Raw genomic sequence first — 16,131 nt, 5'->3', positions numbered from 1 at the left:
GCGGGTTTCCTGGAATCGCGTACCCGGGTAATAGGGGGCGCCTGAAGTAACCTGGGTTTTGGGGCTAATGCGTCTGGGCAGCCGCCAGAGGGGTGGAAAATGCGCTTGGGGCGAAGAACTAGGAAGCCACCGGTTGGTGGTGGCGCGGGAAGGGGATAGGGGAGAAAGGCTGGCGGTGAATCCGGACGTGAGTTTGTCCGGGGGGGCCGTTGGAGAATACGGGAAGTCTGGAGCCTGCCCCGTTTAGGGGAATAGGGGCGGCAGGGAGGGCTTGGGATCACCAGCCCGGCCCCGTCCTTCTCGGTCGGACCGGGGCCCGAGGGCGACTAGCTCGAGCCTTAACGGCCCGGCAGAAATTCCTGACCCTGGACCATGAGGGTGCCGGAACGGCCCGGGATTTCCCCTCGGTGCATTTCGCAACGGGGCAGGGTGGCCTCATTCAGATCAGCGGCCATCTGGGCCAGGGATACCAGTTCATAGCCCTGGGCTTTCCAGCCTTCCAGGAGCTTTTCAAAGACCGGGGCCAGCTTCATGCCTTCCAGCTCCGCGTGGAGGGTATAGACATGGCCATCCGGGGCGCCGCCAGCGGTCATCTGCAACAAGTGGTCGGCCACATTGTCCGGAGTGATGCCATCCACCCCGATGAGTTCATCTAGGGTGGGCAGGGTGCTGGGTAATTCGGGGCAGCGGATGACTTCTCCGTTCACCACCGGAATAAAGGGTTCCCGGCCGGCCCGGGCGTTGGATACGTATTGGAGGCCCAGGCGCTGGGTGAGGCGCAGGGCATGGGCATTCATCTGCCAGCCGGCGGCCCCGAAGGTATGGGGCCGTTCCCCGAAAATATCTTCGTAGCGCTGCACCGCCTTGGCCATTTCCACTTCGGTCCATTCGTTGTCCGCTTCCGTGACCCGGTCTTGCCACAGTACGTGGTCCCAGCAGTGGATGCCCGTGTCGAAGCCTGCGTCCCGTACCGCCTGCATAATGTGGGCGCAGCGCTTGCCGATGTCCGGCCCGGGCAGCAGGGTGCCGTACATGAGGGTGAGCAGACCGTAATGCTCGGTCACCGAGGTGCGCTTCACCTTTTTCATAAAGCCGGGGCGAAAGGCCCGCTTAATGGCCCGCCCGGTATGATCCGGGCCCAGGGAAAAGAGGAAGGTGGCCTGGGCCTGGTGTTGTTGCAGCAGTTCCACCAGCCGGGGCACGCCGATGCGGGTACCCCGATAGGTATCCACGTCGATTTTCAGGGCAAGCTTCATGGGGGCGAGGGACAAAGGAAAAAGGTTAGGGGACTGGGCGGATTTTAACCGGCCGCCCCCGATCCGGGGGCTGGCCAGTTGCTAAAACGCCGGGAGCGCAGGGGATGGGACCGGCCCGTCTCCCTGCGCTCCCGGCGTGGGGCTGGCGCTTTTAGTCCACCAGCTTGCGGGCTTCCGCCACCTGACCCCGATAGGCTTCGAAAATGTGCTTCAGGGCATCTTCGAAGAGCACCTTGGGCGCCCAATCCAGGTCCGCCATGGTGTTGTCGATCTTGGGCACCCGGTGTTGGGTGTCTTGATAACCCTTGCCGTAGTATTCCCCGGAGGTGGTTTCCACCATCTTCACCTGGGCCAGGCTTTCCGCATATTCCGGATATTCCTTGGCCAGGTTGAGCATGAGGGTGGCCAATTCACGCACGGAATAATTGTTGGTCGGGTTGCCGATGTTGTAGATCTTGCCCGTGGCGATGCCGTCCTTGTTTTCGATGATTTTCATCAGGGCGTCAATGCCGTCGGTGATGTAGGTGAAAGCCCGCTTCTGGCTGCCCCCGTCCACCAGCTTGATGGATTCGCCCCGGACGATGTGGCCGAGGAACTGGGTGATCACCCGGGAAGAGCCTTCCTTGGGGGTGTAGATGGAATCCAGGCCCGGGCCAATCCAGTTGAAGGGGCGGAACAGGGTGTAATCCAGGCCTTCCTGCTGGCCGTAGGCGTGGATCACCCGGTCCATCATCTGCTTGGCGCAGGAGTAAATCCAGCGGGGCTTGTTGATGGGGCCCAGGACGAATTCGGAAGTTTCCGGATCGAACTGGGGATCCTTGCACATGCCGTACACTTCGGAAGTGGAGGGGAAAATCACCCGTTTCTTGTACTTCACCGCTTGGCGGATGATGGGCAGGTTGGCTTCAAAGTCCAGCTCGAAAACCCGCAGGGGTTCCTTCACATAGGTGGCCGGGGTGGCGATGGCCACTAGGGGCAGGATCACGTCGCACTTGCGCACGTGGTACTCGATCCATTCCTTGTTGATGGTGATGTCGCCTTCGAAAAAGTGGAACCGGGGATGGTCCAGAAGATCGGCGACCCGCTCGGAGTTCATGTCCATGCCGTACACCTCCCAGTCGGTGGTGTTGATGATGCGCTGGGAGAGGTGGTGGCCGATGAAGCCATTGACGCCGAGGATGAGTACTTTTTTCATGGGTCAGTCCAGAAAAGTCGGAAATGCGAAAAGGGTGAGCCGGCCAAATCGTCTGGTCGAGGCGCCCGGAAATCTTTAACGCGCTATTTTCCCACGCCCGAAGGCTTCCGTGAAAGCTTCCGCCGTCAAAAGCCCGGTGAGGCCGTCCACGGTGCGGGGCTGGTCGGGGGCCAGAATGGCCGCCAGCAGGCGCAAAACCCGGCCATCGCCGCAGTCCGCAAAGAGCCGGTCGCCTTCCACATAGAGCCCCGGGCCGCCAGGCAGGGGGCTCCGCTCCGGCTGGGGCAGGCTCTTCAGCACAAAGAGGCGCCGGTCCCCCAGATCGGTAAAGGCTCCCGGGTAGGGCGGGGCCACGGCCCGGATCAGGTTATGGATATCCCGGGCGGGCTGGTGCCAGTCAATGCAGCCGTCCTCCGGTTTGCGGCCCTTGCAGTAATTGCCCAGGCGGAGGTCCAGGGGGGTGGGGTGGGCGCTGCCGTCCAGAATTTTGGGCAGGGCCCGGTCCAGACAGATTTCCGCCGCGACCGTGACCTTGTTGAACACGTCCAGGGCCGTGTCGTCGGGCAGGATGGGCACGGCCTGTTGATCCACCAGACGTCCCGCATCGGGCTTTTCCACCATTTCGTGGAGGGAAGCGCCGGTTTGCCCCTCGCCCCGGATAATGGCCCAATTCACCGGCACCCGGCCCCGGTAGTGGGGCAGCAGGGAGCCGTGCATGTTGTAGGCGCCCTTGGCCGCCAGGGCCAGGAGCTCGGGCTTGAGCATCTGCCGGTAGTAGAAGGAGAAGAAGTAATCCGCGCCCACTTCCCGAAGCCGGGCCAACACGTCAGGCTGGTTGGCGTCTTCCGGGGTGATGACCGGAATGTCGTGGTCCTGGGCCAGTTGGGCGACGCTGCCGAACCAGATGTTTTCCCCCGGGCTGTCCTGGTGGGTGAGCACCAGGGGCACCTTCACCCCGTGGGCCAGGAGGGTAGCCAGGCAGCGCACCCCCACGTTGTGGTAGGCGAAGACTACCGCGGTGGCGCTCATTGGGGGCGGTCCTCCCCGTTGCCCGGATGGACCGCTGGCTCATCGGGCAGGCCCAGCACCGCTTCTAGCCGGTAGCGGGGGCGGTGGCGGACCTGCATGTAAATGCGACCGATGTATTCCCCCAGCAGGCCCACGGAAAAGAGCAGGATGCCGATGAGGAAAAAGGCGATACCGAAGAGGGTGAACAGGCCTTCCGCCTCCGGTCCCACGATGATGCGGCGCAGGGCCAGGAAGACCACGAATACGGCGGAGACGAAGGACAGCCCCATGCCGCAGACGGAAACGAACTGGAGGGGCACCAGGGAGAAGCCGGTCATCAGGTCGAAATTGAGCCGGATCAGGCTGTAGAGGGAATACTTGGATTCCCCCGCATGGCGCTCTTCGTGGGCCACCCCGATTTCCGTGGGGCGGCGGGCGAAGGTGTAGGCCAGGGCGGGGATGAAGGTGGCCACTTCCTGGCAGCTGTTGATGGCGTCGATGATGGAGCGACTGTAGGCCCGCAGCATACAGCCCTGGTCCGTCATCTTGATGCGGGTGATGCGCTCCCGCAGCCGGTTCATGGCCCGGGAGGCATAGCGGCGGAAGGCCGTGTCCCGGCGGTCCTGGCGGATGGTGCCCACGTAGTCGTGGCCCGCCCGCATGGCGTCCACCAGCTTGTGGATTTCTTCCGGGGGATTTTGCAGATCCGCGTCAATGGTGATGACCATGTCCCCCCGACAATGCTCGAAGCCCGCCATGATGGCCATGTGCTGGCCCGCATTGGCGGCGAAGAGCACTACCCGGGTCACGTCCGGGCGCTGCTGCCATTGCTCCCGGAGCAGGGCGGCGGACCGGTCCCGGCTGCCGTCGTTGATGAAAACGACTTCGTAGGTGGTGCCCAGGGCGTCCAGGGCGGGGTAGAGGCGGTCGAACAAGGCGGCCAGGCCGTCTTCCTCGTTATAGACGGGAACGATGACCGAAACTTCCGGATGGCTCATTTTTGCGCTTGTTGGAGAAGTTGGGAAAGGGCCTGACAGACGCGATCCACGTCGCTATCCGCCATGGCGGGGAAAAGGGGCAGGGTGATGGTACTGCGGCCAATGCGTTCGGCCACGGGGAAATCCCCGTCCTGGTAACCCTGGCGCCGGTAAAGGCTGAAGAGGTGCATGGCCGGGTAATGGACGCCGATGCCGATGCCCTGGGCCTTCATGGCGGCAATGAAGTCGCCCCGGCTCAGGGTCATCTGGTCCACGGGCAGCAGCACCTGGAACATGTGCCAGTTGGACTGGCTGAAATCCGCTACGGGCAGTTCCAGACCCAGGTCCCGGGGTAGCCCTTCAAAGTAGCGCCGGGCCAGCTCCCGGCGTCGGGCGGTGAAGTGGTCCAGATGGACCAGCTGACCCAGGCCGATGGTGGCGGCCACGTCGGTCATGTTGCCCTTGTCTCCGGCCACCGCCACGTCCATGGTGCCGTCGGGGAAGCGTTGCACTCCTTGCAGGCGCAGCCGTTCGCAGCGGGCCGGATCTATATCCGGGGGCAGCACCAGACAGCCCCCTTCCGTGGTGGTGATGTTTTTGTTGGCGTGGAAGCTGAAGGAAACGAAATCCCCCTGGGCGCCGATGGGCTTGCCCTGCCAGGAGGCGCCCATGGACTGGGCGGCGTCCTCGATGACCCGCAGCGAGTGGCGCTGGGCGATGGCGTAGAGCCGGTCCCGATCCACGGGCAGCCCGGCCAGATCCACCGGGATAATGGCCTTGGTGCGGGGGGTGATGGCGGCTTCCAGCCGGTCCAGATCCAGATTGCGGGTATCCGGCGCCACATCCACGAACACGGGCCGGGCCCCCACGTGAAGAATGACGTTGGCCGTGGCCACCCAGGACAGGGGCGTGGTAATGACCTCGTCCCCGGGGCCGACCCCGGCCAGCTTCAGGGCGATTTCCAGGGTAATGGTGCCGGAGCTGAACACCCGCACGGTGCGGCCGCCAAAATAGCGGGACAGGGCGGCTTCCAGTTCGGCGCACTTGGGGCCGGTGGTGATCCAGCCGGAGCGGAGGACCTCCCCTACGGCGGCAATGGTGGCCTCGTCGATGGCGGGGCGGGTGAAAGGCAGGAAATCAGCGGACATGGATTGGCCTGGTTGCCTTCCAGTCCCGGCGCGCCCTCCGGAAGCGGGGGGCGGGGGAACGGAAGGACGGGGAAAAGTTCAGGATTTTGCCACCAGAAAGACGCCGACGATAATGATCCCGATGCCCAGGAGCTTGGGGGCAGACAGGGCTTCGCCGAACCATTGCCAGGCGATCAGGGCATTGACCACGTAGCCGATGGAGAGCATGGGGTAGGCCACGGACACGGGCACCCGGGAGAGGGCCATGATCCACACCACCACGCTGATCACGTAGCAGCCCAGGCCCCCCATGATGTGGGGCTCGAAGGCCAGCTTCAGGCCCATGGGCAGGGCGTTTTCCAGGGTAAAGGCGAAATGACCTACGGCGGTGGTGCCTGCCTTGAGCAGCAACTGGGCGGCGGCGTTAAGCAGCACCCCGGTAAGGATAAGGGCGAAACTGATGGCGTTCATTGGGGTTTCCTGACAATTACCCGGTCATGGTCCCGGGCCACCACGGCCATGGGCAGTTTGCCCTGGAGTTGTTCATAGGTGCCCGGTTCCATGACGGCAAAGGCGTCCCGGTCCTGTTTCCAGCGGGCAATAAAAGCTTCCTGGCTGGGCAGCCATTTGTCCGGCTCCTGGCCGATGCCGAAAGCCAGTTCATCCTTGAAATCCACCAGGGTGACAAAGCGGTCCAGATAGTAGGGCAGGGTCTGTTCGTACATGCCCACGCTGTAGAAGGGGGTCTCGGCCTGGACCAGGGGGCGGATGTCCTTGGCCAGGTCGTAGGCGGAATAGGAGCGGCCCAGGATGTCGTGGCCCAGGAGGGCGATGTTGCCGCTCAAAAAGGTGCCCATGGCCAGGGTCAGCACCGCTCCCAGGGGCCGGTGGCGCAGGGTCTGCCAGAGAGCGGCGACCCCTGCCGCCAGCCACAGGGCGGCGGCTACGGTGAGCCAGCGGACGTAGCGGGGGACTAGATCAGCGGGGGCATTCACCGTATTCAGGTGGGCGGCCTGGGGCAGGAGGGCCAGGGCGGCGGCGGCCAGGGCCGTGGCTACTAGCAGATGGAGCAGCAGGGCCCGGCGGGAGATATTGGCCAGGGTATCCCCGGCCAGTATGGCTAGGGCCGGGAAAATGGGCAGGATGTAGGAGGGCAGCTTGGAGCTGGAGAGGCTGAAGAAGGCGAAAATCACCAGGCTCCAGAGGGCCAGCAGACGCCGGGGCTGGAAGTTGCCGGGCTGGAAGGAATGGAAAATGCGGCTGCCGTCTTCCCGGCCTGGGCGGCCAAAGAGATTGGCGAACCAGGACTGGACCACGGCCAGGGACCAGGGCAAAAAGCCGATGAGCAGAATGGGGATGAAATACCAGTCGGGCTGGTAGCGCCGGTGCACCTTGGTGAGGAAGCGCTCCACATGCTCATGCCAGAAAAAGAACCGGGGAAATTCCGGGTTGGCCAGGGATACGGAAACGAACCAGGGTACGGCAATGACCAGGAAGAGGGGCAGACCCCGGAGAATTTCCAGGCGCCGCCAGGGTTTCCAGTCTCGGGTAATCAGGCTGTAGGCCACCAGGGTGGCGCCGGGCAGGACCAGACCGATGAGGCCCTTGGACAGCATGGCCAGGGCCAGGGCCGCCCAGGTCACCAGCATCCAGGGGCGGCGCCGGTTTTCCTGGGTGTCCTGGGCGTTGGCGAAGAGCACCCCGGTAAGGGCTAGCTGGAGGAAAAAGCTGGTGCCCATGTCCAGGGTGGCAATGTGGCCGATCAGGTTGTGCCAGAAGGCGCTACCTAGCACCAGCATGGACAGGAGGGCGCTACGTCCGCCAAATAGGCGTAGGGCGGCGAATCCGGCCAGGAGAATGCTCAGATAGCCGGTCAGGGCGGGCCACAGCCGGGGCACCCAGTCGTGTTCCCCGAAGACCTCGAAGGCGGCGGCCGTGGCCCAGTATTGCAGGGGCGGTTTTTCGAAATACTTGAGATTGTTCAGGCGGGGCGTGGTCCAGTCCCCGGAAGCCACCATTTCCCTGGGAATTTCCGCATAACGGCCCTCGTCCGGGCCGATGAGTTTGCGGTAATCCAGGGTGCCGAACCAGACGGCGGTGAAGCAGACGAAGAGGAGGACCAGAAGGCCTCGTGAGATATTGTCGCGGTCCGGCATGGGGTCGGGGGCAGGGTCAGGAGTTGGGGAGTAAGAAGAAAAAGAATGGGCGGCGGGAAGGGCGGTGTAAGACTTACAGCAACAGGGCGCAGGCCACCTTGCGGCCTTCGTCCAGCAAGATGTTGTAGGTACGGCAGGCGGCCCGGGTGTCCATGACCTCCAAGCCCCGGTTCTGGGCGATCAGGGGACGCAGCAATTCGGGGGCGGGAAAGCGCAGGCTGGTGCCCGTGCCGAACAGTAGAACCTCCGCCTCCAGGGCTGCCAGACGCTCGAATTCCGCCAACGTCAGGGTATCAAAGCGGGCCTCGGTCCATTGGGGAAACACCTGGGTGGGAGTGACGATGACGCTGGCTCGATGGCGCACCTCGTTGATCGCCACATAGTCGTCGCCGTAGCCGGTGAAGGCATAGCGGCCGGAATTCTGGGCGAGGTGGAGTTTCATGGCGGATCGGTGGCAGTGGGGCAGGGTCAAAAAAGAGGGCGTTTGCCGCTCCCGAAGTGGGGCGAAAAGGGGCGGAAAGCGGCCTCCAGGGGCCCGGTCCGGGTCATGCACAAACCGGGGAAGAAAGAGTAGCATTATAGCCTTTTTAACCGTCCTGCCCCAGGCGGCCCAGAACGCCGGGGCTCAGGTTCGGCTTCACCGCCACCCAACTATCGCCGTCGCCGCCATGAAAGACTTTCCCCGCATCAAGCGTCTTCCCCCCTACGTATTCAATATCACCGGCGAACTGAAGATGGCCGCCCGGCGGCGCGGGGAAGACATCATCGACATGTCCATGGGCAATCCGGATCAGCCCACCCCCCAACACATCGTGGATAAGCTGGTGGAAGTGACGGAGCGGGGCAATACCCACGGCTATTCCGTTTCCAAGGGCATTCCCCGGCTGCGCAAAGCCATCTGTGACTGGTATCAACGCCGCTACGGAGTGAGTTTCGACCCGGACAAGGAAGCGGTGGTCACCATCGGTTCCAAGGAAGGTCTGGCCCACCTCATGCTGGCCACCCTGGACAAGGGGGATACGGTGCTGGTGCCCAATCCCAGCTACCCCATCCATATCTACGGGGCCATTATCGCCGGGGCCGACATCCGCTCCGTGCGCATGACCGACGATGTGGATTTCTTCGACGAATTGCAGAAAGCCATCCGGGAAACCATTCCCAAGCCCAAGATGATGATTCTGGGCTTTCCCAGCAACCCCACGGCCCGCTGTGTGGAGCTGGATTTCTTTGAACGGGTGGTGGCCCTGGCCAAGCAGCACGACATTCTGGTGGTCCATGATTTGGCCTACGCGGACATCGTCTTTGATGGCTATAAAGCCCCCTCCATCATGCAGGTGCCGGGCGCCCGGGACGTGGCGGTGGAATTTTTCACCATGTCCAAGAGCTACAACATGGCCGGCTGGCGGGTGGGCTTTATGGTGGGCAACCCGGAACTCTGTGCTGCCCTGGCCCGGATCAAGAGTTACCACGATTACGGCACCTTCACCCCCATCCAGGTGGCCTCCATCATTGCCCTGGACGGTCCCCAGGACTGTGTGGAAGAGGTGCGCCAGATGTACCAGCTGCGCCGGGATGTGCTGGCCAAGGGCCTCCATGAGGCGGGCTGGATGGTGGAAGTGCCCAAGGCTTCCATGTATATCTGGGCCAAGATTCCCCCGGCCTATGCCCATCTGGGTTCCCTGGAGTTCGCCAAAAAGCTGCTCCACGAGGCCCATGTGGCCGTGTCCCCCGGCGTCGGTTTCGGGGAATACGGGGACGATCACGTGCGTTTCGCCCTGATCGAAAACGAAGAACGCACCCGGCAGGCTGTCCGGGGCATCAAGGAAATGTTCCGCAAGGACGGTTTGCTCTAGCCGGAGTCGGCGCCCCGGCCGGGCGCCGGGGCCCGAACCCGCCCCACCGTTGCTTGCCTCTGGCCCGCCGGCGATCCCGGCGCCGCGCCTGATCCCTTTTGGGGCCGCCCGCCGGCCCCTTCCCGAATCCCTTCCGAGAGGAAACCATGCAACCCATACTGAAATCCGCCAAGCTCGCCAATGTCTGTTACGACATCCGGGGGCCGGTGCTGGCCCACGCCAAGAAAATGGAAGAGGACGGCCAGCGCATCATCAAGCTCAATATCGGCAATCCGGCCACCTTCGGCTTCGAAACCCCGGAAGAGATTGTGGAAGACATGATCCGCAATTTGCCCGCCGCCTCCGGCTATTCCGATTCCAAGGGCCTGTTTTCCGCCCGTAAGGCGATCATGCATTACTGCCAGCAGAAGGGCATCGCCAATGTGAAGCTGGACGACATCTACGTGGGTAACGGGGTGTCCGAACTCATTGTCATGGCCATGCAGGCCCTGCTCAACAACGGGGACGAAGTGCTGGTGCCGGCCCCCGACTATCCCCTGTGGACCGCCGCCGTGAGTCTGGCCGGGGGCACGCCCCGGCACTACATGTGCGACGAGGAAGCGGGCTGGATTCCCGACCTGGACGACATCCGGGCCAAGATCACCCCGGCTACCCGGGCCATTGTGCTGATTAATCCCAACAATCCCACCGGCGCCCTCTATCCCACGGATTTCCTCCAGGAAGTGGTGGAAATCGCTCGCCAGCACCAGCTCATCATTTACGCCGACGAAATTTACGACAAGGTGCTCTACGACGGCCGCAAGCACGTCTCCATCGCCTCCCTGGCGGATGACGTGCTTTTCGTCACCTTCAACGGCCTCTCCAAAAATTACCGGGCCTGCGGTTACCGGGCCGGCTGGCTGGTGGTGTCCGGGGAAAAGCGCCATGCGAGGGATTACATCGAAGGCCTGAACATCCTTTCCTCCATGCGTCTGTGCGCCAATGTGCCCGCCCAGTTTGCCATTCAGACCGCTCTGGGCGGTTATCAGAGCATCGACGATCTGGTGGCTCCCAGCGGTCGCCTTTGCAAGCAGCGGGACCTGGCCTGGCAGATGCTCAACGACATTCCCGGGGTTTCCTGCGTCAAGCCCCAGGCGGCCCTGTACCTCTTCCCCCGCCTGGATCTGAAGATGTACCCCATCACCGACGACCAGCAATTTATCCTGGATCTGCTCATGGAGGAAAAGGTGCTGCTGGTCCAGGGGACCGGTTTCAACTGGCATGAGCCGGACCACTTCCGGGTGGTGTTCCTGCCCAATGTGGATGACCTCCACGAAGCCCTGGGCCGCCTTGGCCGCTTCCTGGATGGCTATCGGCGTCGAGGCGGCAAGCCCGCCGCCAGCCTGGCCGGATAGGGCGTCAAATGGACATTCTGCCCGTGACCGACGACCGGGGCGTCCTCCTGGAACCCCAGTGGCTGGCACGGGCGGAGCCCGTACACCGGCAGTTGCGTGATAAGCTACCGGCCGATTACCGGGGCCGCCTGACGGAAATTTTCGCCACGGGCGGCCGTCTGGTATTGGCGGTGGACGGGGACCGGGTGCTCGGCCTGGCCCTGTGGCGGGTGGTGGACAACACCTATGAAGGCCGGCGTCTCTATGTGGATGACCTGGTCACCGACGCCGCCTGTCGCTCCCGGGGCGTGGGCCACGGCCTCCTGGCCTGGCTGGAAATGACCGCCGGGCGCCTGGGGTGCGCCGCGCTGGCCCTGGATTCCGGGGTGCAGCGGGGCGACGCCCATCGTTTTTACTTTCGGGAAGGCTTTTTCATCCCTTCTTTCAGCTTTAGGAAAAAACTTACATGAAACCGATCAACGTAGGGCTTTTGGGCATCGGCACCGTCGGTGGCGGCACTTTTACCGTTCTTAAGCGCAACCAGGAAGAAATTACCCGGCGCGCCGGCCGGCCCATTCGCATTACGATGGTCGCAGACCGGAACGTGGAAAAAGCCCGGGAAATCACCGGCGGCGACGTGCGGGTGACGGACGACGCCTTTGCCGTGGTGACCGATCCGGAAGTGGATATTGTGGTGGAACTGATCGGCGGCTACGGGGTAGCCAAGGATCTGGTGCTCAAGGCCATTGAAAACGGCAAGCACGTGGTCACCGCCAACAAGGCCCTGATCGCCACCCACGGTAACGAAATTTTTGCCGCCGCCCAGGCCAAGAACGTGATGGTGGCCTTTGAAGCTGCCGTGGCCGGGGGCATTCCCATCATCAAGGCTCTGCGGGAAGGCCTCACCGCCAACCGTATCGAATGGATTGCCGGGATCATTAACGGCACCACCAATTTCATTCTCTCCGAAATGCGGGACAAGGGCCTGCCCTTCGACGTGGTGCTCAAGGAAGCCCAGCGTTTGGGGTATGCGGAAGCCGATCCCACCTTTGATGTGGAAGGGGTGGATGCGGCCCACAAGCTGACCATTATGGCGGCCATCGCCTTCGGCATCCCGGTCCATTTCGACAAGGCCCACGTGGAAGGCATCACCAAGCTCCACGCGGAAGACATCAAATACGCGGAACAGCTGGGCTACCGGATCAAGCTCCTGGGCCTGACCCGGCATACGCCGGAAGGGGTGGAGCTGCGGGTTCATCCGACCCTGATTCCCGCCAAACGCCTCATCGCCAATGTGGAAGGGGCCATGAATGCGGTGTTGGTGAAGGGGGACGCGGTGGGGGCTACCCTCTACTACGGCAAGGGTGCCGGGGCCGAACCCACGGCCTCCGCCGTGATCGCCGACCTGGTGGATGTGACCCGGATGCACACCTCCGACCCGGAAAACCGGGTGCCCCACCTGGCCTTCCAGCCCGACGCCATGGTGGATCTGCCCATCCTGCCCCTGGCCGAGGTGCAGACCAGCTACTACCTGCGTCTGCGGGTGGAAGACCGTCCCGGGGTGCTGGCGGAGATCACCCGCATCCTGGCCGACCAGTCCATTTCCATCGACGCCATGATCCAGAAGGAACCGGGGGAAGGGGAAGAGCAGACTGACATCATCCTGCTCACCCATCTCACCCGGGAAAAGCATATCGACGCGGCCATCGCCAAAATAGAATCCCTGCCCGTGGTCAAGGCCAAGATCATCCGGCTGCGTCTGGAAGAGCTGCTCTAAGCGGTCGTCATCGCTCCTTCCCAGATGCCCCCGCCCGGTGCGGGGGCTTTTCTTTGGGGCCCTTGGCGCCGGGATTTCCCCGCTTTTTCATGTCCTTGCCAGGGCTTGGGGCGTGACCGTCCTCCAAGCCTCGGCGTCCGGGGGGGCGGCGTGGTATCCTTCCGCCCTTGCTCAAGTCTTTGAACCCTCCGATTTTTCCCATGCGCTACATTTCCACTCGCGGCCTTGCGCCGGCTCTTCCCTTCTGTGACATCCTGCTAGGCGGTCTGGCTCCCGATGGGGGCCTCTATCTGCCGGAAACCTACCCCCGGGTGACCCGGGCGGAGATGGAGGAATGGCGGACCCTGCCCTATGGGGAGCTGGCCTTCCGCATTCTCTCCAAGTTCATTGACGACATTCCGGCGGAAGACCTTCACGCCATCTGTCTCAAGACCTATACCCCGGAAGTCTATTGCAACGTGCGGGAAGGGGAGAATGCCCAGGAGATCGTGCCCCTGCGCTGGCTGGAACCCAATCAGAACGGGCGGGGCGGTCTGGCCCTGCTGGAACTGTCCAATGGCCCGACCTTGGCTTTCAAAGACATGGCCATGCAGCTCCTGGGCAATCTTTTTGAATACGTGCTGGCCAAGCGGGGCGAAACCCTGAATATCCTGGGGGCTACCTCCGGGGACACGGGTTCCGCCGCCGAATACGCCATGCGGGGCAAGAAGGGGGTGCGGGTCTTCATGCTTTCCCCGGAAGGCAAGATGAGCGCCTTCCAACGGGCCCAGATGTACTCCCTTCAGGATGCCAACATCTTCAATATCGCCATCCGGGGCGGCATGTTCGACGAAGCCCAGGACATCGTCAAAGCCGTGTCCAACGACGCCGAATTCAAGGCCAAGTACAAGATCGGTGCGGTGAATTCCATCAACTGGGCCCGGGTTGCCGCTCAGGTGGTCTATTACTTCAAGGGCTATTTCGCCGCCACCGAGCGCAATGACCAGCGGGTGGCCTTTGCCGTGCCCTCAGGTAACTTCGGCAATATCTGCGCTGGCCACATCGCCCGTCAAATGGGCCTGCCCATCGGCAAGCTGATTCTGGCTACCAACGAAAACGATGTGCTGGACGAATTCTTCCGCACCGGGGTTTACCGGCCCCGCCGTCTGGATGAAACCGTGGTCACCTCCAGCCCCTCCATGGATATTTCCAAGGCCTCCAATTTCGAACGCTTCGTCTTCGACCTGGTGGGCCGGGACCCGGCCATGGTGCGGGAACTCTGGGCCGAGGTGGACAAGGGGGGCAGTTTCGACCTGAAGGGGACGGAGCCCTGGTACGCCCTGGCCGACTACCGCATGGTGTCCGGCTCCAGCCGCCACCCGGACCGGCTGGCCACCATTCGGGATGCCTGGAAGCGCTACAACGTGCTCATCGACACCCACACGGCGGACGGCCTCAAGGTGGCCCGGGATCACCGGGCGGTGGAAATTCCCACCGTGGTGCTGGAAACCGCCCAGGCCGCCAAATTCGCTGACACCATCCGGGAAGCCCTGAACCGGGACCCGGATATTCCCGCCAAGCTGGCCGGTCTGGAACTGCTGCCCCAACGGGTCCAGTCCATGGACCCGGATGCGGCGGCGGTCAAAGCCTATATCGCTGCCAACGCCGGAGCCTGATCCGACGGCAGGAGCGACATTCCCAGGGGCGCGTTTCCGCGCCCCTTTTTCTTGGGTTTCAAGTTGGGAGTTCCCATGAATCAACATGAAGCTTTCTGGAGCGAACGTTTTCGGGCCGCCGGGGAAGATTACCTGTTCGGCACCGCTCCTACCCGTTTCCTTTCCGCCCACAGCCATCTTTTGGAAGTGGGCCAGAGCGCCCTGTCCGTGGCCGATGGGGAAGGGCGCAACAGTGTCTGGCTGGCGGAGCAGGGGCTCAATGTGACCGCCGTGGAAATTTCCCCCGTGGCCGTGGAAAAGGCCCGCAAACTGGCGGCGGGACGCCATGTGGCCGTGGACTTTCTGGTGGCCGACACCCTCAATTGGGAGTGGCCGGAAGGCGCCTATGACTTCGTGGTGGCCATGTTCATCCAGTTTGCCGCCCCGGCGGAACGGGAACGGCTGTTCCGGGGCATGGTGAAGGCCCTCAAACCGGGGGGGCGCCTGCTGCTCCACGGCTACACCCCGAAACAGCTGGTATACGGCACCGGCGGCCCCAAGGCGGTGGAAAACCTCTACACCGGCGAGCTGCTCCGTGAGTCCTTTGCCAGCCTGGAGATCGAGGAACTGCGGGAATATGAAACCCTAATGCAGGAAGGGGAAGCTCACCGGGGCCGTTCCGCCCTTATCGATCTGGTGGCCCGTCGCCCGGCGGACTAACCGGCGGGCGGACAGGGGCCGGTTTTTCCTCTAAGGAACAAGGGAAAAGCCGGCAAGAAAAAGGCCGGGCAATCCCGGCCTGAATTTTTGTCTCAGCCTGTACCTACACCTGTAGGCCGTCCCACTGCCGTTGAGGCGATGGGGCGGGAGCGCTGGGGGGGGCCCGAAGCTGGCCCTCGACCCCAGAGCCAGCTCAGTCCGCTTTGAAGCGCATGGACAAATCCAGGGCCCGCACATCCTTGGTCAGGCTGCCGATGGAAATCCGGTCCACCCCGGTTTCCGCGATGGCCCGCACCGTGTCCAGATTGACCCCGCCGGAGGCTTCCAGCACGGCCCGGCCCTGATTGCGTCGGGCGGCTTCGGCCATGTCGTCCAGGCTCATGTTGTCCAGCAGCACCATGGTGGCGCCCGCCGCCAGGGCTTCGTCCAGTTCCCCCAGGCTTTCCACTTCCACCTGAATGAAGGTGCAGCGCTCCCCGGCGGCAGCCGCCGTGTTGCGGGCCGCGGCCAGGGCGGCGGTAATGCTGCCGGCGGCCAGAATGTGGTTTTCTTTGATGAGAATGGCGTCGTAGAGGCCGATGCGGTGATTGGCGCCGCCGCCGCAGGTGACCGCGTATTTTTCCGCCAGACGCAGGCCCGGCAGGGTCTTCCGGGTATCCACGATGCGCGCCCGGGTGCCCGCCACCGCATCCACGAACTGGCGGGTGTGGGTGGCCACGCCGGAGAGGAGCTGGAGAAAGTTGAGGCCGGTGCGCTCCGCCGTGAGCAGGGCCCGGGCCGGGCCGGTGATTTCGCACAGCAGCTGATTGGGGGCCACCCGCTCCCCGTCCTTGACGTGCCAGTGCAGGGTCACATTTTCGCTGACCCGGCGGAAAGCCTTGTTGAACCAAGGGGCTCCGGCCAGTACCGCCGGTTCCCGGGAGATAACCGTGGCTTTGCCCATCTGCCCGGCGGGAATGAGCTGGGCGGTCAAATCCCCGGCTCCCACATCTTCGGCCAGGGCGGCATCCACATTGCGATCAATTTCAGCGGCAGGGGGCAGGATCAGTTCCACG

At 63.3% G+C, this 16,131-nt stretch carries 15 protein-coding genes; 6 read left to right on the top strand and 9 right to left on the bottom strand.

From position 1 onward, the window contains the following. Positions 1-338: 338 nt before the first annotated feature. The 8 genes from Azoinq_RS01845 to Azoinq_RS01810 form a co-directional block, all read right to left on the bottom strand. On the bottom strand, positions 339-1,256 hold the full coding sequence (locus tag Azoinq_RS01845) for a polysaccharide deacetylase family protein (RefSeq protein WP_216127245.1): 918 nt from the start codon (positions 1,254-1,256) through the stop codon (positions 339-341). A 151-nt stretch (positions 1,257-1,407) separates the two neighbouring features. Then, entirely contained in the window at positions 1,408-2,451 is a 1,044-nt protein-coding gene (locus Azoinq_RS01840) for a bifunctional UDP-4-keto-pentose/UDP-xylose synthase (protein WP_216127248.1), read from the bottom strand. A 75-nt stretch (positions 2,452-2,526) separates the two neighbouring features. Further along, entirely contained in the window at positions 2,527-3,480 is a 954-nt protein-coding gene (locus tag Azoinq_RS01835) for a formyltransferase (protein WP_216127250.1), read from the bottom strand. Then, the gene (locus Azoinq_RS01830; protein ID WP_216127252.1) at positions 3,477-4,457 is read right to left on the bottom strand and encodes a glycosyltransferase; all 981 of its coding nucleotides are present in this window, start codon (positions 4,455-4,457) and stop codon (positions 3,477-3,479) included. Before Azoinq_RS01830 ends, Azoinq_RS01835 begins: the two co-directional genes overlap by 4 nt. Next, on the bottom strand, positions 4,454-5,584 hold the full coding sequence (locus Azoinq_RS01825; protein WP_216127254.1) for a DegT/DnrJ/EryC1/StrS family aminotransferase: 1,131 nt from the start codon (positions 5,582-5,584) through the stop codon (positions 4,454-4,456). Before Azoinq_RS01825 ends, Azoinq_RS01830 begins: the two co-directional genes overlap by 4 nt. A gap of 78 nt (positions 5,585-5,662) precedes the next feature. After that, positions 5,663-6,034, bottom strand: a complete 372-nt coding sequence (locus Azoinq_RS01820) for an SMR family transporter (protein WP_216127257.1) — start codon at positions 6,032-6,034, stop codon at positions 5,663-5,665. Further along, positions 6,031-7,719, bottom strand: a complete 1,689-nt coding sequence (locus Azoinq_RS01815) for an ArnT family glycosyltransferase (protein ID WP_216127259.1) — start codon at positions 7,717-7,719, stop codon at positions 6,031-6,033. Before Azoinq_RS01815 ends, Azoinq_RS01820 begins: the two co-directional genes overlap by 4 nt. A 73-nt stretch (positions 7,720-7,792) precedes the next feature. Continuing rightward, positions 7,793-8,161, bottom strand: coding sequence for an Mth938-like domain-containing protein (locus Azoinq_RS01810; RefSeq protein WP_216127271.1), 369 nt, complete (start codon positions 8,159-8,161; stop codon positions 7,793-7,795). A 226-nt stretch (positions 8,162-8,387) separates the two neighbouring features. Here Azoinq_RS01810 and alaC point away from each other — a divergent pair, with 226 nt between their 5' ends. The 6 genes from alaC (at position 8,388) to Azoinq_RS01780 (ending at position 15,076) form a co-directional block, all read left to right on the top strand. Beyond that, complete coding sequence (alaC, locus tag Azoinq_RS01805; protein ID WP_216127274.1) at positions 8,388-9,572, top strand: alanine transaminase; 1,185 nt, start codon at positions 8,388-8,390, stop codon at positions 9,570-9,572. A 146-nt stretch (positions 9,573-9,718) separates the two neighbouring features. After that, complete coding sequence (locus tag Azoinq_RS01800) at positions 9,719-10,966, top strand: pyridoxal phosphate-dependent aminotransferase (RefSeq protein ID WP_216127277.1); 1,248 nt, start codon at positions 9,719-9,721, stop codon at positions 10,964-10,966. A gap of 8 nt (positions 10,967-10,974) precedes the next feature. Next, on the top strand, positions 10,975-11,415 hold the full coding sequence (locus tag Azoinq_RS01795) for a GNAT family N-acetyltransferase (RefSeq protein ID WP_216127292.1): 441 nt from the start codon (positions 10,975-10,977) through the stop codon (positions 11,413-11,415). Continuing rightward, positions 11,412-12,722: a homoserine dehydrogenase gene (locus Azoinq_RS01790; protein ID WP_216127295.1), complete on the top strand. Its 1,311-nt coding sequence runs from the start codon at positions 11,412-11,414 to the stop codon at positions 12,720-12,722. The genes Azoinq_RS01795 and Azoinq_RS01790 overlap by 4 nt, the downstream gene beginning before the upstream one ends. Before the next feature lie 200 nt (positions 12,723-12,922). Beyond that, a complete protein-coding gene (thrC, locus tag Azoinq_RS01785) occupies positions 12,923-14,377 on the top strand; it encodes a threonine synthase (protein ID WP_216127297.1) in 1,455 nt (484 codons plus the stop codon). Between the two features lie 75 nt (positions 14,378-14,452). Continuing rightward, on the top strand, positions 14,453-15,076 hold the full coding sequence (locus Azoinq_RS01780; protein WP_216127299.1) for an SAM-dependent methyltransferase: 624 nt from the start codon (positions 14,453-14,455) through the stop codon (positions 15,074-15,076). Positions 15,077-15,269: 193 nt separating this feature from the next. Here the strand turns inward: Azoinq_RS01780 and nadC are convergent, their stop codons facing one another. Then, a complete protein-coding gene (nadC, locus tag Azoinq_RS01775; RefSeq protein WP_232368533.1) occupies positions 15,270-16,130 on the bottom strand; it encodes a carboxylating nicotinate-nucleotide diphosphorylase in 861 nt (286 codons plus the stop codon). Position 16,131 lies beyond the last annotated feature (1 nt).

Origin of the sequence: Azospira inquinata (assembly GCF_018905915.1) — a bacterium.
Classification (GTDB): domain Bacteria; phylum Pseudomonadota; class Gammaproteobacteria; order Burkholderiales; family Rhodocyclaceae; genus Azospira; species Azospira inquinata.
Note: the sequence above shows the minus strand (reverse complement) of the source record. Positions and strands in the feature narration are given on the sequence as shown.

What these genes read in the sequence shown, in the direction of transcription:
- Azoinq_RS01820 (WP_216127257.1), bottom strand. Translation starts at nt 6,034, where the DNA reads ATGAACGCCATCAGTTTCGCCCTTATCCTTACCGGGGTGCTGCTTAAC.
- alaC (WP_216127274.1), top strand. Translation starts at nt 8,388, where the DNA reads ATGAAAGACTTTCCCCGCATCAAGCGTCTTCCCCCCTACGTATTCAAT.
- Azoinq_RS01815 (WP_216127259.1), bottom strand. Translation starts at nt 7,719, where the DNA reads ATGCCGGACCGCGACAATATCTCACGAGGCCTTCTGGTCCTCCTCTTC.
- Azoinq_RS01800 (WP_216127277.1), top strand. Translation starts at nt 9,719, where the DNA reads ATGCAACCCATACTGAAATCCGCCAAGCTCGCCAATGTCTGTTACGAC.
- Azoinq_RS01835 (WP_216127250.1), bottom strand. Translation starts at nt 3,480, where the DNA reads ATGAGCGCCACCGCGGTAGTCTTCGCCTACCACAACGTGGGGGTGCGC.
- Azoinq_RS01825 (WP_216127254.1), bottom strand. Translation starts at nt 5,584, where the DNA reads ATGTCCGCTGATTTCCTGCCTTTCACCCGCCCCGCCATCGACGAGGCC.
- thrC (WP_216127297.1), top strand. Translation starts at nt 12,923, where the DNA reads ATGCGCTACATTTCCACTCGCGGCCTTGCGCCGGCTCTTCCCTTCTGT.
- Azoinq_RS01845 (WP_216127245.1), bottom strand. Translation starts at nt 1,256, where the DNA reads ATGAAGCTTGCCCTGAAAATCGACGTGGATACCTATCGGGGTACCCGC.
- Azoinq_RS01795 (WP_216127292.1), top strand. Translation starts at nt 10,975, where the DNA reads ATGGACATTCTGCCCGTGACCGACGACCGGGGCGTCCTCCTGGAACCC.
- Azoinq_RS01780 (WP_216127299.1), top strand. Translation starts at nt 14,453, where the DNA reads ATGAATCAACATGAAGCTTTCTGGAGCGAACGTTTTCGGGCCGCCGGG.
- Azoinq_RS01830 (WP_216127252.1), bottom strand. Translation starts at nt 4,457, where the DNA reads ATGAGCCATCCGGAAGTTTCGGTCATCGTTCCCGTCTATAACGAGGAA.
- Azoinq_RS01790 (WP_216127295.1), top strand. Translation starts at nt 11,412, where the DNA reads ATGAAACCGATCAACGTAGGGCTTTTGGGCATCGGCACCGTCGGTGGC.
- Azoinq_RS01840 (WP_216127248.1), bottom strand. Translation starts at nt 2,451, where the DNA reads ATGAAAAAAGTACTCATCCTCGGCGTCAATGGCTTCATCGGCCACCAC.
- Azoinq_RS01810 (WP_216127271.1), bottom strand. Translation starts at nt 8,161, where the DNA reads ATGAAACTCCACCTCGCCCAGAATTCCGGCCGCTATGCCTTCACCGGC.